The organism is Pseudomonas sp. B20, assembly GCF_020515755.1.
GTDB lineage: Bacteria > Pseudomonadota > Gammaproteobacteria > Pseudomonadales > Pseudomonadaceae > Aquipseudomonas > Aquipseudomonas syringae.
This window is the reverse complement of sequence record NZ_JAHPJG010000006.1, coordinates 88,587-111,524: the sequence shown is the minus strand read 5'-3', so window position 1 is coordinate 111,524 and position 22,938 is coordinate 88,587. Positions and strand designations below refer to the sequence as shown.

The following is a 22,938-nucleotide window of genomic DNA, read 5'->3' as shown; positions in this document are numbered from 1 at the left end:
AGGAGCAGCAAAATGCAGACGTTAAAGGCTTTGTACGAGTCAGTTGAAAAGCAGTTTTTCAACACGCTGACCAAGAAGCTATCAAGCCTTTTCCTGCTGGTCCTGGTCAGCGCCTTGCTGTATTGGGTAGCGTTGAACATTCGTTCCGACATCATGCTGCAATTGCGCGGCACGCAAACGGACCCCGCCGCGCTGGGCGTGATTCAGAGTCAGCTGGATCTGCTGAGCAATGCGATTCTGCTGAGCACGCTGTTCACGCTGGTCATGGTCAGCTTCATGGTCTGGTATTTCCGCCACCTGATCGTGCGTCCGGTGATGTCCATGACTCGCGCGCTCGAAGAAGTCGCCAGTGGCGAAGGTGATCTGTCGAGGGATCTGCCGCTGCTCACCCATGACGAGATCCGCGGGCTGGCCAGTACCTGCAATCTCTTTCTGGCCAAACAGCGCGAGATCATCAGCAGCATTCAGGGGCTGACTGTGCAGATCGCCGTCGAGTCGGCGCGTTCGCTGAAGAACATCAGTGATTCCAGCGACAGCGCGACCGATCAGGCCCGCTTCGCCAGAGAAGTGATGGACCAGAGCAATAGGGCAGTGGGCAGCATTGAGGATGTCTCGCAGCAGACTCAGGGCATTTCCAGCACCACCGCGCAGAACCTGAGCATGGCGCGCGACTCTTACGCCGAATTGCTGGAAGTGACTGGAAACATCAGCCAGATATCCAGCAGCCTGAATGAGTTCGGCGGGCTGGTCTCCGGCTTGAATGAACGTTCATCAAGCATCAAGTCGATTGTCGGGCTGATTCAGCAGATTTCTTCGCAAACCAACCTGCTGGCGCTCAATGCGGCCATCGAAGCGGCGCGGGCGGGGGAGAGTGGTCGAGGTTTTGCGGTGGTGGCTGACGAGGTGCGCACGCTGGCGCAAAACGTCAGTAAAGCCACTGACGACATCTCGCGCAACATCGACGCCATGCTTCAGGAAGTCAGCTCCACACACGAACAGACCATCCAGATCAGCCACAGCGCCCGCGAAACCCAGCTGGTGGTAGAGCGTGCGTCCGGCCATTTCGAAAGCATGATCGGCGATTTCGAGTCGACCAACGACAAGCTCGCCGACATCGCTGCGCACATTCAGCAGTTCGCCTCTACAAACACAGGGATCAATGAGCGGGTAACGCGGATCTATTCCGATAGCCAGGCCATCGACCAGCGCATGCAGCACTCCGCGACGGCCACCCGGGATCTGTCCAGTGTGGCCGAGCAGGTGCAGGCGCTGTTGGGGCGATTTGTGCTTGGGCATGGCGAACTGGATGCGGCGATCACTCGCGCTAGCCAGTGCCGTGACATTCTGCAAGCACGCCTGGTCGAGCTGCATAAACAGGGCGTCAATCTGTTCGATCAGAGTTACAAGCTGATTCCGGGCACAGACCCCAAACAATACACCACCGGTTACACCGAGCGTTTTGCGCAAGTCTGCCAGGAAGAATGCGACAAGCTGACCAAGGGCACACGCGGCGGCAAGGTCACCTTCATCGTCGACAGCAAGGGCTATTGCCCGGTCAATAACAGCTGGGTATCGCAAAAACCTACCGGCAATCGTGAAGTCGATCTGCCGGTGTGCCGCAACAAACGTATGTTCTCCGACCCGATTGGTCTGCGCGCCGCAGGCAACAAACAGCGTTTTCTGTTGCAGACTTATTTGCGCGATACCGGCGAGATCATGACCGAAATCGATGTGCCGTTCTTTTTCGAGGGGCGCCACTGGGGCAACTTGCGGATGGGCTTCGACGCAGCGCTGCTGTTGGGTAAATAAGCGAGGGCGCGACGTGCGCGCCCGGTGTTCGATGCTGACCCACAGTGACATCGCTCAATGTGTTTCATGCACTGACGGCAGGCGTGTTCAGGCTGGCCTGACCCGAAAGGACTGAACGTTTGCGCCAATAAAAGCTCCATTTTCAAGCGGCGCTGATTTCCAGAACGCCACCGGAGGTGTGACTTTGAACATTCAAGACCTGACCAAGCATGTAAAGGATCAAACGGTTCGTGAACTCGATCTGATCTCCATGGAAGGCGGTTCCTACGTGCTGCACGCAAAGCTCGACGGCAAGTCTGTGCCGGTGGAAGATTCGAGCGGGAAAACCCTTCACGTTGCCTCGGTGGAAGAAGCGCGCAAGGTGCTGTCTTCGGTGTCTGACGTAAAGTTGTTCATGACCCAGGCCGTGGCGCATGACGAAATGGTCGGTCTGGACGATGTCCGGGCACAGTCTTCGCGGCACGAGATACCCTTGCGCTCCAGCCTGTGATTGCCGATCAGGCGTTGTTGCGCCTGACCGCAACGCACTTGATTTCGAGCAACAATCCGGGGTGCGCCAGTTCGGCCACGCCGATGCATGTCCAGGCACATTGGCCTCGCGGGAAAATGCGGTTTTTCACGTCACGAAACACCGCCATGTGCTCGCTCATGGCGACGTGATAAGTGGTCATGTCGACGATATCGTCGAAGGTGCAGCCGCCCTCGGCCAGCACAGTGCGCAGATTTTCCCAGCAGGCGATGAATTGCGCCTCGGGGTTGAGGATGACCTCCATATCCCGCGTACGCCCCACCTGGCCCGCGCAGTACAGGGTATCCCCAACCCTGACCGCAGGCGCATAGCCTGCACGGTCCATGATCGACTGCATGGTGGGCGGAATGATGAGCTCTCGGTCTGACATGTTGTAACACCTGTTCGTAACGCTTGAATGTGCAATGGCTGATCTGGCTATCGCCGTTGCGGCCTACGCCTTGGCGGCCGGTCTGGCAGCACGCCGCGGCTTTTTCGCCGCAGTGTCCGCTGTGGCGGTGGAGGTCTTGGCGACGCGCTTTGTGGTCTTGCGTTTTTTCTTCCAGGGCGGCGCAACGCCTGCCGGGCTGGCCGGCCCGCTGATGCTCATACGCATGCCGACGCAACGGCTGACCTGTTTGCTCATCCACGCCGCCTGTTTGGCAACGAACTCTTCGAGGCTCATTTCGCCGCTCTGGACCATGTCCAGCGCCTGCTCCCAGATGGCGGTGGTGCCCGGGTCAGCGATGGCACGCGGCACCGCGTCGATCAGGCTGAAGGCTGCCGGTGCTGCGCACAGCGATTTACCCTGCTTGGTCAGGTAGCCACGGTCCAGCAGGCCTTGAATGATCCCGGCGCGGGTGGCTTCGGTGCCGATGCCGGTGGTGTCCTTGAGCTTCTGTTTGAGCAGCGGGTCTTCCACCAGTTTGGCGACGTTCTTCATCGCCTTGATCAGGTCTCCCTCGGTGAACGGTTTCGGCGGCTGGGTCCAGAGGTCCTTGAGGATGACCTCGGCGATTGCACACTCGCAGCCCTGAAACAATGCCGGCAACGGCTGCGGTGCAGGCGCTTCACGACCCTTGGCCGGGGCCAGCGCTTCGGGCATCGCACGCTTCCAGCCAGGCTCGACAATCTGCTTGCCCACCGCACGCAGCGCGTGGCCCGCACAGTCGAAGTCAGCCTGGGTGCGGTCGTATTCATGGTTGGGCAGAAACTGAGCCAGGTAACGCGCCCTGATCAAGGTATACACCGCTCGCGGTTTACCGGTCAGACGCTCTACGCCGCGCACCGCCGCGGTGGGAATGATGCCGTGGTGGGCCGTCACTTTGCTGTCATTCCAGGCGCGTGACCGACGTTGTGGGTCGAGGTGCGGGGAAAGGCCTGCCAGTGCAGGGTCGGCCTTGCACAGTGCCGCGATGATGCCTGCGGCTTCACCGTGCTGACTGTTCGGCAGGTACCCGCAATCGCTGCGCGGGTAGGTAATGACTTTGTGGGTTTCATACAGGGACTGGGCGATGTCGAGGGTTTCCTGCGCGCCGAGCCCGAGCTTCTTCGAACAGATTTCCTGCAGGGTGCCCAGGTCGAACGGCAAGGGCGCGGCTTCGCGAATGCGCTCGGTGCGCAGCTTGACCAGTCGTGCGCTGGCAGCGGCGCGCATGTCGTGCGCAGCCTGTTGCGCCAGCGCCTGGTTCAGGCAGCGGTCCTGATCGTCGCAGGCATCCGAGGGTGCGCGCCACTGGGCAATGAAGGCCTGATTGTCATGCAGCAGCCTGACGTCAATCGCCCAGTAGGGCGCCGGGACGAAGTTGGCGATGCTGCGATCACGGTCCACGACCAGTCGCAGGGTCGGGGTTTGTACACGGCCCACTGGCAACACGCCCTGATAACCGGATTGTCGACCCAGCAGGGTGAACAGACGGCTCATGTTCATGCCGATCAGCCAGTCGGCGCGTGATCGTCCCAGTGCCGAGTGATACAGGCTGAACGTATCGGCACCGGGCTTGAGCGCCGCCAGCGCCTTGCGGATCGAGGCGTCATCCAGTGCCGACAGCCACAGACGCTGAATCGGCCCGCGATAGCGACAGTGCTCGATCAGTTCGCGGGCGATCATTTCGCCCTCACGGTCGGCGTCGGTGGCGATCACCAGTTCCCGGGCTTCACCCAGCAGCCGTTTGACTGCCTTGAACTGGCTGGCGGTTCTGGGCTTGACCAGCATCTTCCATTTTTCCGGCACGATGGGCAGGTCTTCCAGCACCCAGCGTTTGTAACGTGCATCGTAGGCGTCGGGCGGGGCGGTTTCCAGCAGGTGGCCGATGCACCAGGTCACCGTCGCATTGGCACCCACCCAGCAGCCGTCGCCACGCCGGTTTGCGCCGAGCGCAGCCGCAATGTCTTTGGCCTGGGAAGGTTTTTCGCAGAGAAACAGCCGCATGACTACCGTCGTCGATTACCGGTGCAAGGGCTGCAAGGATGAACGTTGAATGCGTAGCGGGCAAGTTTTATCTGTATGGATATACAGATAAATGCACTGTGCGGCCTCAGCAATGGACCGCTCGACGCCATGCCCGCATGCGCGGTTCAGCCTGTAGAGTTGCCGGTGGCTCAGCTCAACAATTCGGAAAACGCCTTGTCGGCTTCCAGCACCGCTGGCAACCCGGCAAACAGCGCGTCCAGATCGATGCCTTCCATCAGCGGCCCGCCTGACGCCTGTTGCGCCTGAGGTGTCGCGCCGCCGTGGGCCTCCAGCGCGTCCGAAATGGTGATGGCCTGGGCGACGATCCTCGGTAAAGACGCGTCCTTCGGTGCGTTCAGCGGAGTCGCCTGATAGGCGATTGCGTCGCGAATGACCTGGGGCAGATGCCAGCGACGGGCCAGTTCTGCGCCGACTTCCGGGTAGCTGAAACCCAGTTGCAGGGTTTCGCTGGCTGCACGCCCTGGCGTCCCGGCTTTGGCGGCGTTGTTCAGGCGCTCGGCGACATCGGGCGCGCCGGTCTGGATCAGCAACTCACCGATGTTATGCATGACCCCGCAGGTAAAGGCGATTTCAGGGTCGGCACCGGTCTGTTTCGCCAGCATCCGGCAGATCCCTGCCACCTGAAAGCTTTTCAGCCAGAACCCCTTGAGATCAAAACTCGGCCCGGCCTTGAATGCACCGGTCACTGCCGAGGCCATTACCAGCGTGCGCAGTGTATTGAAACCCAGGCGCATGGCCGCGTCTTCGATGCTCGAGGATTCCCTCGAACCACGAAAGCGCGCCGAGTTGGCCAAGCGCAATACCTTGGCCGCAATCACCGGGTCTTTTTCTATATTGCGGGCAATGCTTTCCAGGTTGGAAGCGGGATTGTCAAATTGCAGCATCAAGTCCTGAGCCACTTTGGGAATACTCGGGAGGCTATGCAAACCGTCAAAAAGTTGCTCGATACTTGGCATGGCGAGGCCATCCTGTGCAGGGCGGGGGATGATTTCAACCATAGCCAGTTTTTCCTGTTCTGCACGCTTGAGTGTCGATTGTGGGAAGGACGTCTCGACCTGCGACGAAAAAAATAATCAAGGACTCGCGGATTGCGCCGATATGGCGATACAAGCGTCTCTGTAAGGTTTCGATACTCGGATCTGCCTGGTGATTGACGCCGCGGCAGGTGTATCGGCTCCGGTTGCTGAACGGCCTGTGGGTTGTAACGTGAAATAGACGGCACCGTTGTGAAGTTTGATTGGCGATCCAGAGATCGTCCTTATTGGTTTTTTGCCGTGGAAGTATCCGCTATGAAGAGTCTGGGGTTCAGCAAGAAAATCCTTCTTGCCGCTGCATTGATTGTGGTTGTTGCGTTCAGCGTGTTCATTGTCGTCAATGACTATCGCCAGCGTCAGTCACTCAAATCCAGCGTCAAGTCCGAGTTGCAACAACTGGGTACGCTCACCACGCAGAATATTCAGACCTGGCTGGAAAGCCGCATGCAATTGCTGCAGTCGATGTCGCAGCAAATCGCCGCGGATGGCAAGGAACTGCCACAGTTGCAGCGCGCCATTGGCCTGCCTGCCTACACCGACAGTTTTCAGCTGAGCTACTTTGGCAGCACCGACGGCGTGATGTTCTCGGTGCCGTCCGCCAATCGCCCCGCTGACTACGACCCGCGTGCGCGTGGCTGGTACAAGGCGGCACAGAATGCGCCCGGCACCATTGTGACCGAACCCTACATCGCGGCATCTTCCGGCAAGCTGGTCATGACCATGGCCACACCGGTCAAGTTCCAGAATCAGTTCGTGGGCGTGGCCGGTGCCGATATCGCTCTGGACAACGTCACCAAGATCATCAACTCGCTGAACTTCGATGGCCATGGCTATGCATTTCTGGTCAGTGCCGACGGCAAAATCCTGGTGCACCCGGACAGCAAACTGGTGCTCAAGAACATCAGTGAAGCCTACCCGACCAATACGCCGAAAATTACCACCGGTGTGACCGAAATCGACTCCGGTAAAAAGCCGGAAATCATTTCTTTCACGCCTGTTCAAGGTGTTTCGACGGCCAACTGGTACGTGGCACTGGTACTCGAGCAGGATTCCGCCTACGCCATGTTGGCCGAGTTCCGTGCCTCGGCCATCACGGCCATGGTGGTAGTGGTGGTGGTGATCATCCTGCTGCTGGGTCTGTTGATTCGCGTGTTGATGCAGCCCTTGCATCAGATGGGCCGTGCGATGCGTGATATCGCTGACGGCGAGGGCGATCTGACCAAGCGTCTGGCCATCACTTCGCAGGATGAGTTCGGTGAACTGGCCGAGTCGTTCAACCGTTTCGTCGAGCGTATTCACACCTCGATCCGTGAAGTGGCCTCGACTGCCGCGCAATTGGGCGAGGTTGCCACTCGGGTGGTCAAGGTCTCCAACGCGTCCATGAGCAACTCGGACCAGCAGTCCAACCGTACCGAAAGCGTGGCGGCGGCGATCAACGAATTGGGCGCCGCAGCCCAGGAAATCGCCCAGAATGCGGCGCGCACCTCGCAGCAGTCGAGCGATGCGAGCGGCTTGGCCACCGACGGTCAGAATGTCGTGCAGCAGACCATCAAGGCGATGAACGAGCTGTCCGGGAAGATCAGCGAGTCGTGCGTGAACATCGAAAGCCTGAATGGCAAGACCGCCAACATCGGGCAGATTCTCGAAGTAATCACCAGCATTTCCCAGCAGACCAACCTGCTGGCGCTCAACGCAGCCATCGAAGCGGCGCGTGCCGGTGAAGCAGGGCGCGGGTTCGCGGTAGTGGCCGACGAAGTACGCAACCTGGCGCACCGCACTCAGGATTCTGCCCAGCAAGTGCAGACCATGATTGAAGAACTGCAGGTAGGCGCGCGCGACGCAGTGACCAACATGACCGAAAGCCAGCGTCAGAGCGAGGACAGCGTCGGCATCGCCAACCTGGCCGGCGAGCGTCTGAGCAGCGTGACCCGCCGTATCGAAGAGATCAACGGTATGAACCAGTCGGTCGCGGCGGCAACCGAGGAGCAGACCTCGGTGGTCGAGTCGATCAATGTCGACATCACCCATATCAACACCCTCAACCAGTTGGGCGTCGACAACCTGCGCCAGACCCTGGATGCCTGCAACTCGCTGGAAGAGCAGGCTGCGCGTCTGCAGCAACTGGTGGGCAGCTTCCGGATCTGATCCGGCTGCATCTGCGCCGCTCTGCCGTAACGGGAGCGGCTGCCTGGTCGCCGTTCGTTCTCACGCTCCTGCGTGGCAATGCAGCGGATGACGGTCACCGCTGTCCGTTGCCACACGATTGGCGACAAACTGTTATCACTTGGTCACTCGCGGTTCATGAGGCTGCAACAACACAGGTTCAGTTTGGTTGACAACCAAATGCGACCTGTCCCGGGTCGTGCACAGACCGAGAAGCCTCATGAACGAAGCCATTCATGTACAAGGCCTGAACAAGACCTTTTCCCACAAAAGCGCGCTCATTGACCTTGCGTTGTCTATACAACCCGGTGAGATGGTCGCGCTGATTGGCGCTTCCGGTTCGGGCAAGTCAACGCTGCTTCGGCATCTCGCCGGCCTGGCGTGCTGCGATCGCAGCAATGGTGGTCAGGTTCAGGTGCTTGGGCGCGAGGTTCAGTCCTCCGGCCGCCTCAACAGCCAGGTGCGACGTCTGCGCGCCGACATCGGTTATATCTTCCAGCAATTCAATCTGGTCAATCGCCTCAGCGTGCTGGACAACGTCCTGCTCGGTTGTCTGGGGCGCATGCCGCGCTGGCGCGGCAGTCTGGCGCTGTTCAATAGCGAGGAAAAACAGCGTGCAATGGCCGCGCTGGAAAGGGTCGGGCTGGCGGACCTTGCCGCGCAACGGGCTTCGACCCTGTCCGGCGGTCAGCAGCAGCGGGTGGCGATAGCCCGGGCCTTGACCCAGCGCGCCGAAGTGATCCTCGCCGACGAACCGATTGCCTCGCTGGACCCGGAATCGGCCCGCCGCGTCATGGAAATCCTCGCCGACATCAACCGCCGCGACGGCAAGACGGTCGTGGTGACCCTGCACCAGGTCGATTATGCCGTGCGCTATTGCCCGCGTGCGGTGGCTCTCAAGTCGGGGCGCATCCATTTTGATGGTATGGCGCAGGACCTCAGCAAACAGTTTCTCAACGACCTCTACGGTGCAGACGCGGACGCGAGTCTGATGATCACCGAGCGAAGCCGGCGCGTGCGGCAAAAAGCCAGCCTGACGCTGGCCAAGGTCTGACGTCCTTTCAACATCCCCCACCTGACATTTTCCGGAGAGCCTGCATGTTCAAGCGTATCGGTCGTCTTCTCGCCTCTGCCGCCTTGCTGACTGCCTGCGCGTTGGGCACGGTCCAGGCCGCAGAAGAAAAAGCCATCAATTTCGGCATCATGTCCACCGAGTCTTCTCAAAACCTGAAAAGTATCTGGCAGCCGTTTCTCGATGACATGAGCCGCAAGACCGGTCTGAAGGTCAATGCCACCTTCGCCTCGGACTACGCCGGCCTGATTCAGGGCATGCGCTTCAACAAGGTGGACGTGGCCTGGCTGGGCAACAAGGCGGCGATGGAAGCGGTGGACCGCTCCAACGGCGAGATCTTTGCCCAGACCTCCGCCGCCAACGGTGACGCGGGCTATTGGAGCCTGCTGATCGTGCGCAAGGACAGCCCGATCAATAACGTCGAAGACATGCTCAAGAACGCCAAGAGCCTGACCTTCGGCAACGGTGACCCGAACTCCACTTCGGGCTATCTGGTGCCAGGTTATTACGTGTTTGCGAAAAACCATGTCGATGCGTCCACCGCCTTCAAGCGCACCTTGAACTCCAGTCATGAAGTCAACGCCCTCAGTGTTGCCAAGGGGCAGCTGGACGTTGCGACCTTCAATACCGAAAGCTGGGATCGCCTGGCCGTGACTCAGCCCGACAAGGTCGAGCAACTCAAGGTGATCTGGAAATCGCCGCTGATCCCGGCCGACCCGATTGTCTGGAGCAAGGCGCTGTCGGACCAGGACAAGGCAAAGATTCGTGAATTCTTCACCAGTTACGGCAATACCGATGAAGAGAAAACCGTGCTGAAGAACATGCAGATGGGCAAGTTTCTCAAGTCCAGCGACGACCAGTTGTTGCCCATTCGCCAACTCGAACTGTTCAAGCAGCGCACCGAAGTGGTGGCCAGCACCACGCTGGACGAGCAGGAGAAAGCCGCCCGCCTCAAGGATATCGATGCCAGCCTGAGCAAATTGCAGGAGCGCATCACCGAGCTGAACCAGAAAACCGCAGGCAGCTCCGCAGGTTGAGCCAGCCGTTCACGATCAGGAGTTCGTCATGACCACTCATGTTGCCTACACCCAGGTTGCGGGCAAACCCAACTGGTCCCGTTATCTGGGCTGGGGCCTGTTGCTCGCCGCACTGGCCTGGGCCTGGCACGGCGCAGAAATGAACCCGATGGCACTGGTTCGCGACTCGTCGAACATGGCCACATTCGCCGCCGATTTCTTCCCGCCGGACTTCCGTGAGTGGCGCAGTTACCTCAAGGAAATGCTGGTGACTATCCAGATTGCTCTGTGGGGCACGGCGCTGGCGATTGTCTGCTCGATACCGCTGGGCATTCTGTGCGCCGAGAACATCACGCCGTGGTGGATTCACCTGCCGCTGCGGCGCTGCATGGACGCTTTTCGTTCGATCAACGAGATGGTCTTCGCGATGCTGTTCGTGGTCGCCGTCGGGCTGGGGCCGTTCGCCGGGGTGCTGGCGCTGTGGATCAGCACCACCGGGGTCCTCGCCAAACTGTTCGCCGAGGCTGTCGAAGCCATAGAGCCCGGACCGGTCGAAGGGGTGCGCGCCACCGGTGCCAGCGCCTTGCAGGAAGTCATCTACGGGGTCATCCCGCAGGTCATGCCGCTGTGGATCTCCTATGCTCTATACCGGTTCGAATCCAATGTGCGCTCGGCGACTGTGGTCGGGATGGTCGGCGCAGGGGGCATCGGGGTTATCCTCTGGGAAAACATTCGCGCCTTTGCGTTCGTCCAGACCAGCGCCGTGCTGCTGGTGATCATCGTTGTGGTAAGCGTGATCGACATTGTGTCGCAGCGTCTGCGCAAGCAATTCATCTGACAGAAGAGGGGTGTTCAATGAACACTTTTTTTAACCATGCAGTTGTCTAGACAAGTTAGCCCGATCTACCACGAGCTCGCCAACATCTTGCGTGAAGAGCTGACCACCTATCAGCCCGGCGATTTCCTGCCCGCCGAATTCCAGCTGGCCGAGCGCTTCAGCGTCAACCGCCACACCATTCGCCGCGCGGTCGATGAACTGGTACGTGAGGGCAGCGTGTTGCGACGTCAGGGCAAAGGCACTCAAGTGCTGGAGCGTCCGCTGATTTATCCGATGCAGGCTGACAGCGCCTACAGCAAATCCTGGTCGGCGCAGGGCCTGGGCGTGGAAGCGATCCTGCTGCGTCGTCAGGAATGTCAGGCCAGCCGTGAAGATGCCCAGCATCTGGGAGTGGACGAGCACGCGCCGCTGATCGAACTGCAGACACTGCGCAAACTGGACGGCCAGGCGGTCAGCCTGATCTTCCACCGCTACAGCGCCCGTTACAGCGATTTGCTGGCCGATTACCGCGGCGGCTCGGTGCGCCAGTACCTTGCTGAGCGCGAGTTGCCGTTGAGCCGTGCGCAGAGCCTGATCGGCGCACGCCTGCCGTCCCGCGAAGAGGCCGCGTGGTTGCTGATGCCCCGACACATGCCGGCGCTGACCGTACTGACGGTTTCCTGTGACCCGGCGGGGCAGCCGGTGGAGCTTTCCCGCTCGGTCAGCCGCGCCGATCGCTTCCAGTATCAAGTGGCGACTCCTTTCAAGACGACCTGACACCGAGGTGTTCCATGCAAGCAACTCCCGAAACAACGGCGCGTCAGCACTGGATGGGCGTACTGGCCCGCGCTCATGCCGATCAGCCGAGCCGCGAGCAGTTGAACCGCCACGAAGCGGCGCTACGCGACACCGATTACCAGATGATCCGCGCCCCGGAAATCGGCATGACCCTGGTGCGCGGCCGTATGGGCGGCACTGGTTCAGCTTTCAACCTCGGCGAAATGAGCGTGACGCGCTGTGTGGTGCGTCTGGCCGATGGGCGCACCGGCTACAGCTATCTGGCTGGACGCGATAAGCGCCACGCTGAACTGGCGGCTTTGGCCGACGCGCATTTGCAGGGCGCGCAGCAGGCCTGGTGGCTGTCCGAACTGATCGAGCCGCTGGCGCGTGCGCAAGCCGAGCGTCGGGCGCGCAAGGACGCCGAGGCCGCTGCCACCAAAGTCGAATTCTTTACCCTGGTCCGAGGAGAAGACTGATGAATGCCGTCCTTTTGCAACCTGCCTTCACCGATCCGGTACTGGATGCCCAGCGCAGTTTTCGTGTCGCCCTCAAGGCGTTGTCCGGGCCGGGCGTGATCCAGACCTTGCCCAGCGCGCACCAGCCGCCGGCCTTGCAGGGGCTGGACAGTGCAACCCACGCCTTGTGCCTGGCGTTGCTGGACCTGGACACGCCAGTGTGGCTGGCGCCGGCATTCGATACCCCGGCGATTCGCGCGAACATTGCCTTTCATTGCGGCAGCCCGATTGTCACTGAGCGGCACGCAGCGCGCTTCGCGTTGCTCGATGCATCGACTGCCCTGCAACTGCACGATTTCGATACCGGCAATGACCGCTACCCGGATCAGTCCTGCACCTTGCTGATCCAGCTGCCTGACCTGGAAGGCGGGCGGATGCTTGCCTGGAGCGGTCCGGGCATCGAGCGACACCAATCGGTGGCCCTGCCGCTGGATGAAGGTTTCTGGGCCGCACGTGAAGCACGTAATGTCTTCCCTTGCGGTCTGGATGTGTTCTTTGTCTCGGGCAATCGACTGCTCGGCTTGCCACGCAGCACTCGCGTGCAGGAGTGTGCCTGATGTACGTCGCAGTCAAGGGTGGCGAACAGGCCATCGATAACGCTCACCGCCTGCTGGCCAGCAGGCGTCGTGGCGACACCGGCATTGCCGAACTCGACGTCGAGCAGATTCGTCAGCAACTGCCGCTGGCGGTAGCACGGGTCATGAGCGAAGGCTCGCTGTACGACCCGCAGCTGGCTGCGCTGGCGATCAAGCAGTCGGCGGGCGACCTGATCGAAGCGATCTTCCTGCTGCGCGCCTATCGCACCACGCTGACGCGCTTTTGCGCCAGCATGCCCATCGACACCTCGAACATGCAGCTCAACCGTCGCCTGTCGGCCACGTTCAAGGACCTCCCCGGCGGCCAATTGCTCGGGCCGACCTTCGACTATACCCACCGCCTGCTGGATTTCACCTTGCTGGCCGAAGGCGAGCACCCGGGCCCGGAAGTCACCCCGCACGCCACGCTGGAGCCCTGTCCGCGAGTGCTCGGATTGCTGGCCAAGGAAGGGCTGATGAAGCCCGAAGTCGACGACGGTGAGCGGGTGGCGGACATCACCCGCGAGCCGCTGGAGTATCCGTCCAGTCGTGCCCAGCGCCTGCAGGCACTGGCGCGTGGTGATGAGGGGTTTCTGCTGGCGCTGGGTTATTCGACCCAGCGCGGTTATGGCCGCAATCACCCGTTCGCCGGGGAAATCCGTATCGGTGAGGTGGAAGTCTGGATCGAACCTGAAGAACTGGGTTTCCCGATCGTGATTGGCGACATCGAAGTCACCGAATGCGAGATGGTCAATCAGTTCGTCGGCTCGGCCAGCGAACCCGCGCAGTTTACCCGGGGTTACGGCCTGGCGTTCGGTAACGCGGAGCGCAAGGCGATGGGTATGGCACTTGTGGACCGGTCGCTACGCGCCGAGGAATTCAACGAAGAAGTGCGCTCACCGGCACAGCAGGAAGAGTTCGTCCTGGCGCACTGCGACAACGTTGAAGCGGCGGGTTTCGTCTCGCACCTCAAGCTGCCGCATTACGTCGACTTCCAGTCCGAGCTGGAGCTGATCCGCAAGCTGCGCAAGTCTGCACCGAAACCGGGGAGCGACCAATGACTCATGCACCGATCAACACCACACAAAGGCCTGCACGGGATGAGGCCTACAACTTCGCTTATCTGGACGAGCAGACCAAACGCATGATTCGTCGCGCCTTGCTCAAGGCGGTGGCGATCCCCGGTTACCAGGTGCCGTTTGGCGGGCGCGAAATGCCGCTGCCGTATGGCTGGGGCACCGGCGGGATGCAACTGACCGCGGCAATCCTGGGCGCCGATGATGTGCTCAAGGTCATCGACCAGGGCGCTGACGACACCACCAACGCGGTTTCGATCAGGCGTTTCTTTGCCCGCACGGCCGGCATCGCCACCACCGAGCGCACGCCCGAGGCGACGGTCATCCAGACCCGTCACCGGATCCCGGAAACACCGCTGCACGCCGATCAGATCATGGTCTATCAGGTGCCGATTCCCGAGCCGCTGCGTTTCATCGAGCCCTCGGAAACCGAGACCCGGACCATGCACGCGCTGGATGATTACGGCGTCATGCACGTCAAACTCTACGAGGACATCGCCACCTTCGGCCATATCGCCACCAGTTACGCCTACCCGGTGATGGTCGATGAGCGCTATGTGATGGACCCGTCGCCGATTCCCAAATTCGATAACCCCAAGCTGCACATGAGCCCGGCATTGATGCTCTTCGGTGCGGGGCGCGAAAAGCGTCTGTACGCCGTGCCACCGTATACGCAGGTGGTGAGCCTGGACTTTGAAGATCACCCGTTCGAGGTGCAGCGCTGGGAGCAGTGCTGTGCGATCTGCGGCAGCCATGATTCCTTTCTCGACGAGCTGATTCTCGACGATGCCGGGACGCAGAGCTTTGTCTGTTCCGACACCGATTACTGCGCCCAGCGCGTCAAACAGCAGGAGAACGACCGATGATCAGTGCACGTTCATTGGACGCGGCGGGCGAGCGCCTTCCCGAGGCTGTGCAGCCGCTGCTCAAAGTACGCGGCCTGACCCGTCTGTACGGTGTGCAGAAGGGCTGTCAGGACGTCAGTTTCGATCTGTACCCCGGCGAGGTGTTGGGCATCGTCGGCGAGTCCGGCTCGGGGAAATCCACGCTGCTCTCGCTGTTGAGCGGACGTTGCCCGCCGGATCGCGGCAGCATCGACTATCGCAGCAAGGAGGGCGACTGGTTCGACCTGTACAGCGCCAGTGAGGCGCAGCGGCGCACCTTGCTGCGCACCGAGTGGGGCTTTGTCGAACAGAATCCGCGTGATGGCCTGCGCATGGGCGTGTCGGCTGGTGCCAATATCGGCGAGCGTCTGATGGCGCAGGGGGTACGCAATTATCAGCAGTTGCGCGGTGCCGCGCTGGACTGGCTGACCCAGGTGGAGATCGATCCGCAGCGCATCGACGATCTGCCGCGGACCTTTTCCGGCGGCATGCAACAGCGCCTGCAAATCGCCCGCAATCTGGTCTCCAGCCCGAGACTGGTGTTCATGGACGAACCCACCGGCGGGCTCGACGTGTCGGTGCAGGCCCGCTTGCTCGATCTGTTGCGCGGGCTGGTGCGCGAACTGGATCTGGCCGTGGTCATCGTCACCCATGATCTGGCAGTCGCGCGGCTGCTGGCTGACCGGCTGATGGTCATGCGTCGCTCGGAAGTGGTCGAAAGCGGCCTGACCGACCAGATTCTCGATGACCCGCAGCACCCGTATTCGCAACTGCTGGTGTCCTCGGTATTGCAGCCATGAGCCGCACTGTCCGAACAGCCTGTACAGAAGAGGTGAGCCCGATGACAACCTTGATCGAGGTCCGTGACCTGTCGAAAACCTTCACCCTGCATCAGCACAACGGCGTGGTCCTCAATGTGCTGCGCGGCTTGAATTTCTCGGTGCGCGCTGGCGAATGCCTGGTGCTCAGCGGGCACTCCGGCGCGGGCAAAAGCACGCTGCTGCGCACCCTGTACGGCAATTACCTGCCTGCCGCCGGCAGCATTCGCGTGCAGCATGAAGGCGAGTGGACCGAACTGGTCGGCGCAACCCCGCGCCAGGTGCTTGAGGTACGACGCAAAACGCTTGGCTACGTCAGCCAGTTCTTGCGCGTGATTCCGCGTGTGTCCAGCCTGGACGTGGTCATGGAGCCTGCCCTGGCGCGCGGCTGGTCCCGTGAGCAGGCGCAGGAGCGCGCGCAACTGCTGCTGGGGCGGCTGAATATTCCGCAGCGCCTGTGGCCGTTGGCGCCCAGTACGTTTTCCGGTGGCGAACAGCAGCGTATCAACATCGCGCGCGCATTCATGGTGCCATGGCCGGTGCTGTTGCTCGACGAACCGACTGCGTCGCTGGACGACGCCAACCGCCGGGTGGTGCTGGAACTGGTCGACGAGGCCAAACAGGCCGGTGCCGCCCTGATCGGTATTTTCCATGATCGCGACGCCCGCGAGGCAGTCGCCAATCGTCAACTCGACATGACCCCGGTGGACCTTACCGCCAAGGAGTTGCTGCAATGCTGAACGAACAGGTTTTCAGTAACGCCCGCGTGGTGACGGCCGAGCAGGTATTCACCGGCACTGTGGTGGTCCGTGACGGCCTGATTGCCGAGGTCGAGAGTGGATGCAGCCAGTTGAGTCAGGCCCAGGACATGCAGGGCGATTACCTGCTGCCGGGGCTGGTGGAATTGCACACCGACAACCTCGAAAAGCACCTGTCGCCGCGTCCGGGTGTCGACTGGCCGTCGATGTCGGCGGTGATCAGCCACGATGCGCAAATCGTCGCGGCAGGCATCACCACGGTGTTCGACGCGCTGTCGATCGGCGACATCAACCCCAAAGGCAAGCGCATGCAGCAATTGCCCGCCATGCTGCAGGCGATTGCAGACGCCAATGCGGCAGGCCTGACCCGCGCCGAGCACGTGCTGCACTTGCGCTGTGAGGTCAGTCACCCGGATACCTTGAGCGTGTTTCGCGATCTGGTGGACCAGCCACTGGTGCAACTGGTCTCGGTGATGGACCACGCGCCCGGCCAGCGCCAGTTTGCCCTGGAGTCCAAGTACCGCGAGTACTACATGGGCAAGTACCACATGAATAACGAGGAAATGGACCGCTTCATCGTTGAACAGGTGGCCAACTCCAACGAGTACGCCGACCGCTACCGGCGTGCGATCGTCGAACTGTGCCTGGCGCGCGGCCTGTCGATTGCCAGTCACGACGATGCAACCATGGCGCATGTCGAGGAGTCGGCGGGTTTCGGCATGAACATCGCTGAGTTCCCGACCACGCTCGAAGCGGCCCGTGGCTGTCGGCAACTGGGCATGAGCGTGTTGATGGGCGCACCGAACATCGTGCGCGGCGGCTCGCACTCCGGTAACGTGGCGGCAGCATCGCTGGCCCGTGACGGGTTGCTGGATATTCTGTCCAGCGATTACTACCCGGCCAGCCTGTTGCAGTCTGCATTCATGCTCGCCGCTCAGGACAACGCATGTGATCTGCCGCAGGCGGTCAACATGGTCAGCCGCACGCCGGCCGTGGCTGCCGGGTTGGCGGATCGTGGTGAAATACGTGTGGGGCTGCGCGCTGATCTGATCCAGGCGCGTGATCATGCTGGCCTGCCGGTTATCGACAAGGTCTGGCGACAAGGCAAGAGGGTGTTTTGATGGTTGGCAGGTTGATCTATCTCATCGGGCCGTCCGGATCAGGCAAGGACAGCCTGCTGGACGCTGCCCGGGATACCCTGGCGCAACGTGATTGCCGGATCGTTCGGCGGGTGATCACCCGTTCCGCCGAAGCGGTGGGCGAGGCGGCTCAGGCGGTGACCGTCGAGCAGTTCGAGCAGATGCGCGAGCGAGGCGCGTTTGCCTTGAGCTGGCAGGCCAATGGTCTGCACTACGGCATTCCCGTCGAGATCGATCAGTGGCTGCTGGAAGGCCATGACGTCCTGATCAACGGCTCCCGGGCGCATCTGCAAAAGGCGCAGGCGCGCTATCCCACGCTGCTGGCGGTGTTGCTGACGGTCAATCAGGAGGTATTGCGCAAGCGCCTGCTGGCACGTAACCGGGAAAGCCTCGCAGAAATCGAGGAGCGCCTTGCGCGCAACTCGCGCTTTGCCGGAGATTTGCTGGCGAGCAATCCGCAGGTCTTCCCGCTGGATAATTCCGCTGATCTGCAACACACCGTTGCCACGCTGCTCGGCTTGCTCGACAAGCGTCACGCATGCGCCTGACCCTGCTGGGCACCGGTGATGCCCGACAGGTGCCGGTCTACGGTTGTCAGTGCGTGGCGTGTGCTGCCGCGCGTGCCGACCATGATCTGCGCCGCTTGCCGTGCAGCGCGCTGATCGAATGCGCCGACCAGCGCTGGTTGATCGACAGCGGCCTGACCGACCTCACCGAGCGTTTTCCGCCGCGTAGCCTGAGCGGGATTCTGCAGACGCACTACCACGCCGACCATGCGCAGGGGCTGTTGCACCTGCGCTGGGGCCAGGGGCTGGTGATTCCGGTCCACGGCCCGGCGGATCCGGAAGGCTTGGCCGATCTCTACAAACACCCCGGCATTCTGGATTTCAGCCAGCCATTCGCCGCATTCGAACGCCGTGCACTGGGCGCGCTGCAGGTCACCGCGCTGCCACTGGCGCACTCAAAGCCTACGTTCGGCTACCTGTTCGAAGGTGATGGGCAACGTTTTGCCTACCTGACCGACACCGTCGGCTTGCCCGACGACACCCGCGAGTATCTGCAAAGTGCGCCGCTGGACCTGCTGGTGCTCGACTGCTCCATGCCTCCACAGCCTCAGCCGCCGCGTAATCACAATGACCTGACGTTGGCGCTAGAAACCATCGATTGGCTACGACCGGGCAGGGCGGTGCTGACGCATGTCGGCCATACGCTGGATGCGTGGTTGATGGGGCGAGCGGGGCAACTGCCTGATCAAGTGTTCGTCGGTCAGGACGGGATGACCCTGTAGAACGCTGGCGCGAAAATTCTGTTCGCTGATCGCCCGCAATCCTGGGCGCCAGACGCATCACGGCTTTGACTCGCTCTGTCAGTAACCTGAATCTGCCTGATGTCGCTCGGCCATGATCCTTTTCCATACCGGGCAGGCTGCGACAATTTGTCTTAATGAACCGTTTAGTACATTCTGCGCGCCTGTGAAAATCCGACAGGTTTGAAAAATGACAAATGCGCAAAATACAGGGGCAGCCGGCAGGTTCCTGCTGCCTGGACTGGGTGGGGTGATCGCCTTGATCGGACTCGGGCTGGCAGGTGGCGGTGGCTATCTGGTAGCGCTTGGCGGGAGCTGGTTCTTCCTGCTGATGGGCCTGGCGATGCTGGTCAGTGGTGTACTGATCGCCGCCCGCAAGCCCAAAGGTGCCTTGCTGTATGGCATTGCCCTGATACTGACCGCCATCTGGGCTGTCTGGGATGCAGGCCTGCATTACTGGCCGCTGGTTTCCCGAGTATTGACCTTCGCCGTCATCGGCCTGGTGGTGGCACTGATCTATCCGACACTGGTTCGCGCCTCGGGTGCTCAGGCAGGGCGCGGTGCCTATGGCCTGGCCGGTCTGTTGGCCATTGGTGTTGTGGCGACCATCGGTTATATGTTCGTCCCGAGCCATGTGGTCAGCGCCGCCAGCGTGCCTGATGTGGTTCCGGTGGCTCCGGGCTCCGAGCAGAAGGATTGGGCGCACTGGGGCAACACTCCGGCAGGCAACCGTTTTGCCGCTCTGGATCAGATCAACAAAGGCAACGTCGACAAGCTGCAGGTCGCCTGGACCTTTCATACCGGTGACATCCCGCAAAGTACCGGGGCCGGCGCAGAGGACCAGAACACCCCGCTGCAGATCGGCGACACGGTTTACACCTGCACCGCTTACGGCAAGGTCTTCGCACTCGATGCAGATACCGGCACACAGCGCTGGAAGTTCGATCCTCAGGGCAGTGCGCCCAACTGGCAGCGTTGCCGAGGCCTTGGGTACTTCGCTGCACCTGTCGCCGAAGCAGCGACAGCCAATGCGCCGGCACCATCAGTCTCAGGCGCATGCGTCGCGCGCGTGTTCCTGCCGACCGGCGACGCGCGTCTGATCGCACTCGACGCCAAGACCGGCGAGACCTGCAAGGACTTCGGCAATCAAGGCGTGGTCGACCTGAAAACCGATATGGGCGAGGTCAAGGAGGGCTACTACCAGCAAACCTCGACGCCACTGGTAGCGGGTAATGTGGTGGTTGTCGGTGGTCGTGTTGCCGACAACTTCTCTACCGGTGAGCCTCCGGGCGTAGTACGCGCCTACGACGTGCACACGGGTGAGTTGGTCTGGGCGTGGGATCCGGGTAACCCGAATACCACCAAACGTCCGCCCGCAGGCGAAACCTATACCCGTGGCACGCCGAACGTCTGGTCGGCCATGTCCTACGATGACAAGCTTGGCCTGATCTACTTGCCGACCGGTAACGCAACACCCGACTTCTTCGGCGGGACGCGTACCGAGCAGGATGACAAGTGGTCCTCGTCAGTCGTGGCGGTCGATGTCAAGACCGGCCAGGTGCGCTGGAACTTCCAGATGACTCACCACGATCTGTGGGACTTCGACATCCCGGCGCAGCCGTTGCTGTATGACATTCCAGACGGCAAGGGCGGTACCCAGCCGGCATTGGCACAAGTTACCAAGCAGGGCGAAATCTTCCTGCTCAACCGCGAAACCGGCGTGCCGATCTCGCGGGTCGAGGAACGCCCTGTGCCGCAAGGTAACGTGCCGGGCGAGCGCTATTCGCCGACCCAGCCGTTCTCGGTGGACATGCCTTCGATCGGCAACCAGACCCTGAAAGAGTCGGACATGTGGGGCGCCACGGCATTCGATCAGTTGATGTGCCGGATCGCCTTCAAAGGCATGCGTCACGAGGGTGTCTACACGCCACCTGGGCTAGACCCGGCGTTGCAGTTCCCGGGTTCGCTGGGTGGCATGAACTGGGGCAGTGTCTCGGTTGACCCGACCAACAGCTACATGTTCGTCAATGACATGCGCCTGGGCCTGGCCAACTACATGATCCCGCGCGACAAGATCGCCGCCGGTGCCAGCGGTATCGAAATGGGTGTTGTGCCACAGACCGGTACTCCTTTCGGGGCCATGCGTCAGCGTTTCCTGTCTGCCGTCGGCATTCCCTGCCAGGCACCGCCGTTCGGCACCATGTCGGCGATTGACCTGAAAACCAAGAAACTGATGTGGCAGGTTCCGGTCGGCACCGTGAAGGACACAGGCCCGATGGGCATTCGCATGGGCCTGCCGATTCCGATCGGTATGCCGACGCTGGGTGCCTCGTTGTCCACCCAGTCGGGCTTGCTGTTCTTCGCCGGTACGCAGGATTTCTACCTGCGCGCTTTCGACAGCGGCAACGGCAATGAAATCTGGAAGGCACGTCTGCCAGTCGGCAGCCAATCCGGCCCGATGACCTATGTATCGCCCAAGACCGGCAGGCAGTACATTCTGCTCACTGCCGGCGGTGCCCGCCAATCGCCGGATCGTGGCGATTACGTGATTGCCTACGCGTTGCCCAAGTAACGCATATCACCTCTGAGGGGCAGATGCTGCCCCTCAGCCTTTTTTACATCGCCCCAATCTCCGGCTTGCCCGTTCTCGACCCGCCATAAATCGGCGGATGCGTGACGATGTGGGTCAGGTCGACCGCCGAGGCCAGCAGTTTTTGCAGGTCGGGACGCGGACGTGACAGGCGTAGATCATTCAGCGTTGCCTGCTCGATCGCGTCAGCGCAGGCCAGCAGTTTCGCATCGCCACGAAATCCGCCGATCACCTGCAGACCGAACGGCATACCGTTGTGGTCGGTGCCGCAGGGCAGGGACAGCGCCGGGTTGGTGGTCAGGGTGATGGTGTAACACAGCGCCAGCCAGCGGTAGTAATTGTCCAGGGGCACGCCGTTGACTTCGCGCAGGTACAGCTCGCTCCAGGGGAAGGGCGAGACTGGCGTGGTGGGCGCGAGGATCAGGTCGTAGTGTTCGAATTGTTTCTGAAAGCCGCGAAAGATCCGGCTTTGCTCGCCATGCGCCTTGACGCAGTCCTGCAGCGACATCGCGGCACCCATGTCGAAATTGGCGCGGGTGTTGGGCCCCAGTGCATCAGGATCGCGGTCGTGAGCGTCCTGCAGCCCGGCGACGAAGGCTTCGGCACGCAGGACGTCGAAGGTGCGATGGGCGCTGGTCAGATTCAGGTCGATGGCTTCGCAGGACTTGAACAGCGATTTCAGGGCGCTGATCTTTTCCCGAAAGACGGCACGGATCCTGTCATCCACAGCACACGCGCCGAAGTCTTCGCTGTAGCCGACACGCAGCTGGCTGAGGTCGATCGGGCGCGGTGCAAACTCGTCAGCGGCGATGGCATAACTCAATGGGTCGGACTGCCCCAGCCCGGCGCTGGCGCGCAGTTGCAGCAGGGTATCGGCAACATTGCGGCCCATGGGGCCTACCACTGAAATCGGTGTCCAGCCGAGCTTTTTGCGTTCGCTCGGCACCAGCCCTGGTGAAGGACGCAGGCCGACGATACCGCACAGCGCCGCGGGAATACGCAGCGAACCGCCGGTGTCCGAGCCGCTGCACAACGGCACCATGTCGACGGCCAGTGCGGCGGCGGATCCACCCGAGGAACCGCCGGCATTCAGTTCAGGATTGAACGGGTTACCGGTCGCGCCCCACACCACATTGCGGGTATTGGCGCCTGCGCCCAGCTCCGGAACATTGGTCTTGCCGACCATGATTGCCCCGGCTGCACGCAGGCGCGCGACGAACAGGTTGTCCTGCGCGGGAATGTTGTCGCGAAACAGTTGCGAGCCGTAGGTGGTGAGTACCCCGGCGGTTTCTTCCAGGTCCTTGATGCCGATTGGCAGGCCATGCAGCAGCCCCAGCGGTTCGCCTTGCATGACGGCATGTTCGGCCAGCAGTGCCTCGTCGCGGGCGCGCTCGAAACAGGTCGCGGCGAACGCGTTGATCTTCGGGTTCAGGCTTTCAATCCGCTCGATACAGGCGTCCAGCAACTCCACCGGAGAGAGCTGTTTGTTGCCGATCAGCGCACGCAGTTCGGTGGCGGATTTACCGAGCAGCTCGGACGATTTTTGCATGGAGTGTTCCTCACTGGACTTATGTATAACGCTGGGTGCGGAGCATGGCTACGATA

The 22,938-nt window shown here is 61.4% G+C and carries 21 protein-coding genes and 1 pseudogene; 18 read left to right on the top strand and 4 right to left on the bottom strand.

Going from position 1 to position 22,938, the window contains the following annotated elements:
- The first annotated feature begins 12 nt into the window (after positions 1-12).
- Together LIX91_RS08490 and LIX91_RS08485 are read left to right on the top strand one after the other, a co-directional pair.
- Positions 13-1,809 carry a methyl-accepting chemotaxis protein gene (locus LIX91_RS08490; RefSeq protein ID WP_226488336.1) on the top strand — a complete coding sequence of 599 codons (1,797 nt, stop codon included), beginning with the start codon at positions 13-15 and terminating at the stop codon, positions 1,807-1,809.
- A 178-nt stretch (positions 1,810-1,987) separates the two neighbouring features.
- A complete protein-coding gene (locus LIX91_RS08485) occupies positions 1,988-2,299 on the top strand; it encodes a DUF6482 family protein (RefSeq protein ID WP_024647907.1) in 312 nt (103 codons plus the stop codon).
- Positions 2,300-2,306: 7 nt separating this feature from the next.
- Here the strand turns inward: LIX91_RS08485 and LIX91_RS08480 are convergent, their stop codons facing one another.
- The 3 genes from LIX91_RS08480 to LIX91_RS08470 form a co-directional block, all read right to left on the bottom strand.
- Positions 2,307-2,708 (bottom strand): RidA family protein, encoded by a 402-nt coding sequence (locus LIX91_RS08480; protein ID WP_003319308.1) that lies wholly within the window; start codon positions 2,706-2,708, stop codon positions 2,307-2,309.
- A 63-nt stretch (positions 2,709-2,771) separates the two neighbouring features.
- A complete protein-coding gene (locus LIX91_RS08475; protein ID WP_100071994.1) occupies positions 2,772-4,748 on the bottom strand; it encodes a DNA topoisomerase III in 1,977 nt (658 codons plus the stop codon).
- Positions 4,749-4,918: 170 nt separating this feature from the next.
- A complete protein-coding gene (locus LIX91_RS08470) occupies positions 4,919-5,746 on the bottom strand; it encodes an HDOD domain-containing protein (protein WP_032702845.1) in 828 nt (275 codons plus the stop codon).
- 333 nt (positions 5,747-6,079) lie between these two features.
- Between LIX91_RS08470 and LIX91_RS25735 the strand changes: the two are divergent.
- From LIX91_RS25735 to LIX91_RS08395, 16 genes and pseudogenes are all read left to right on the top strand, one after another.
- Positions 6,080-7,111 (top strand): annotated as a pseudogene (locus LIX91_RS25735) (cache domain-containing protein); the annotation flags it as partial.
- A 93-nt stretch (positions 7,112-7,204) separates the two neighbouring features.
- Positions 7,205-7,969, top strand: coding sequence for a methyl-accepting chemotaxis protein (locus LIX91_RS25730; RefSeq protein ID WP_373366181.1), 765 nt, complete (start codon positions 7,205-7,207; stop codon positions 7,967-7,969).
- Positions 7,970-8,207: 238 nt separating this feature from the next.
- Positions 8,208-9,041 (top strand): phosphonate ABC transporter ATP-binding protein, encoded by an 834-nt coding sequence (phnC, locus tag LIX91_RS08460; RefSeq protein WP_226488335.1) that lies wholly within the window; start codon positions 8,208-8,210, stop codon positions 9,039-9,041.
- Positions 9,042-9,085: 44 nt separating this feature from the next.
- The gene (gene phnD / locus LIX91_RS08455) at positions 9,086-10,096 is read left to right on the top strand and encodes a phosphonate ABC transporter substrate-binding protein (RefSeq protein ID WP_003396071.1); all 1,011 of its coding nucleotides are present in this window, start codon (positions 9,086-9,088) and stop codon (positions 10,094-10,096) included.
- A gap of 28 nt (positions 10,097-10,124) precedes the next feature.
- Positions 10,125-10,913 (top strand): phosphonate ABC transporter, permease protein PhnE, encoded by a 789-nt coding sequence (phnE, locus tag LIX91_RS08450; protein WP_201417751.1) that lies wholly within the window; start codon positions 10,125-10,127, stop codon positions 10,911-10,913.
- Positions 10,914-10,949: 36 nt separating this feature from the next.
- Positions 10,950-11,669: a phosphonate metabolism transcriptional regulator PhnF gene (gene phnF, locus LIX91_RS08445; protein ID WP_226488334.1), complete on the top strand. Its 720-nt coding sequence runs from the start codon at positions 10,950-10,952 to the stop codon at positions 11,667-11,669.
- 14 nt (positions 11,670-11,683) lie between these two features.
- Positions 11,684-12,148, top strand: a complete 465-nt coding sequence (gene phnG, locus LIX91_RS08440) for a phosphonate C-P lyase system protein PhnG (RefSeq protein ID WP_004418042.1) — start codon at positions 11,684-11,686, stop codon at positions 12,146-12,148.
- Entirely contained in the window at positions 12,148-12,744 is a 597-nt protein-coding gene (gene phnH / locus LIX91_RS08435) for a phosphonate C-P lyase system protein PhnH (RefSeq protein WP_226488333.1), read from the top strand. Before phnG ends, phnH begins: the two co-directional genes overlap by 1 nt.
- Positions 12,744-13,823 carry a carbon-phosphorus lyase complex subunit PhnI gene (locus tag LIX91_RS08430; RefSeq protein ID WP_226488332.1) on the top strand — a complete coding sequence of 360 codons (1,080 nt, stop codon included), beginning with the start codon at positions 12,744-12,746 and terminating at the stop codon, positions 13,821-13,823. Before phnH ends, LIX91_RS08430 begins: the two co-directional genes overlap by 1 nt.
- The gene (locus LIX91_RS08425) at positions 13,820-14,704 is read left to right on the top strand and encodes an alpha-D-ribose 1-methylphosphonate 5-phosphate C-P-lyase PhnJ (RefSeq protein WP_004412612.1); all 885 of its coding nucleotides are present in this window, start codon (positions 13,820-13,822) and stop codon (positions 14,702-14,704) included. Before LIX91_RS08430 ends, LIX91_RS08425 begins: the two co-directional genes overlap by 4 nt.
- Positions 14,701-15,522, top strand: a complete 822-nt coding sequence (gene phnK, locus LIX91_RS08420) for a phosphonate C-P lyase system protein PhnK (protein WP_004412614.1) — start codon at positions 14,701-14,703, stop codon at positions 15,520-15,522. Before LIX91_RS08425 ends, phnK begins: the two co-directional genes overlap by 4 nt.
- A 41-nt stretch (positions 15,523-15,563) precedes the next feature.
- Positions 15,564-16,280: a phosphonate C-P lyase system protein PhnL gene (gene phnL / locus LIX91_RS08415; protein WP_024693647.1), complete on the top strand. Its 717-nt coding sequence runs from the start codon at positions 15,564-15,566 to the stop codon at positions 16,278-16,280.
- Positions 16,274-17,419 (top strand): alpha-D-ribose 1-methylphosphonate 5-triphosphate diphosphatase, encoded by a 1,146-nt coding sequence (locus LIX91_RS08410; RefSeq protein ID WP_004410800.1) that lies wholly within the window; start codon positions 16,274-16,276, stop codon positions 17,417-17,419. The genes phnL and LIX91_RS08410 overlap by 7 nt, the downstream gene beginning before the upstream one ends.
- On the top strand, positions 17,419-17,985 hold the full coding sequence (gene phnN, locus LIX91_RS08405) for a phosphonate metabolism protein/1,5-bisphosphokinase (PRPP-forming) PhnN (protein WP_003403600.1): 567 nt from the start codon (positions 17,419-17,421) through the stop codon (positions 17,983-17,985). Before LIX91_RS08410 ends, phnN begins: the two co-directional genes overlap by 1 nt.
- On the top strand, positions 17,976-18,725 hold the full coding sequence (gene phnP, locus LIX91_RS08400) for a phosphonate metabolism protein PhnP (protein WP_004412620.1): 750 nt from the start codon (positions 17,976-17,978) through the stop codon (positions 18,723-18,725). The genes phnN and phnP overlap by 10 nt, the downstream gene beginning before the upstream one ends.
- A gap of 208 nt (positions 18,726-18,933) precedes the next feature.
- Complete coding sequence (locus LIX91_RS08395) at positions 18,934-21,315, top strand: glucose/quinate/shikimate family membrane-bound PQQ-dependent dehydrogenase (RefSeq protein ID WP_226488331.1); 2,382 nt, start codon at positions 18,934-18,936, stop codon at positions 21,313-21,315.
- A gap of 43 nt (positions 21,316-21,358) precedes the next feature.
- Here the strand turns inward: LIX91_RS08395 and LIX91_RS08390 are convergent, their stop codons facing one another.
- Complete coding sequence (locus tag LIX91_RS08390) at positions 21,359-22,882, bottom strand: amidase (RefSeq protein WP_226488330.1); 1,524 nt, start codon at positions 22,880-22,882, stop codon at positions 21,359-21,361.
- Between the last annotated feature and the right edge of the window lie 56 nt (positions 22,883-22,938).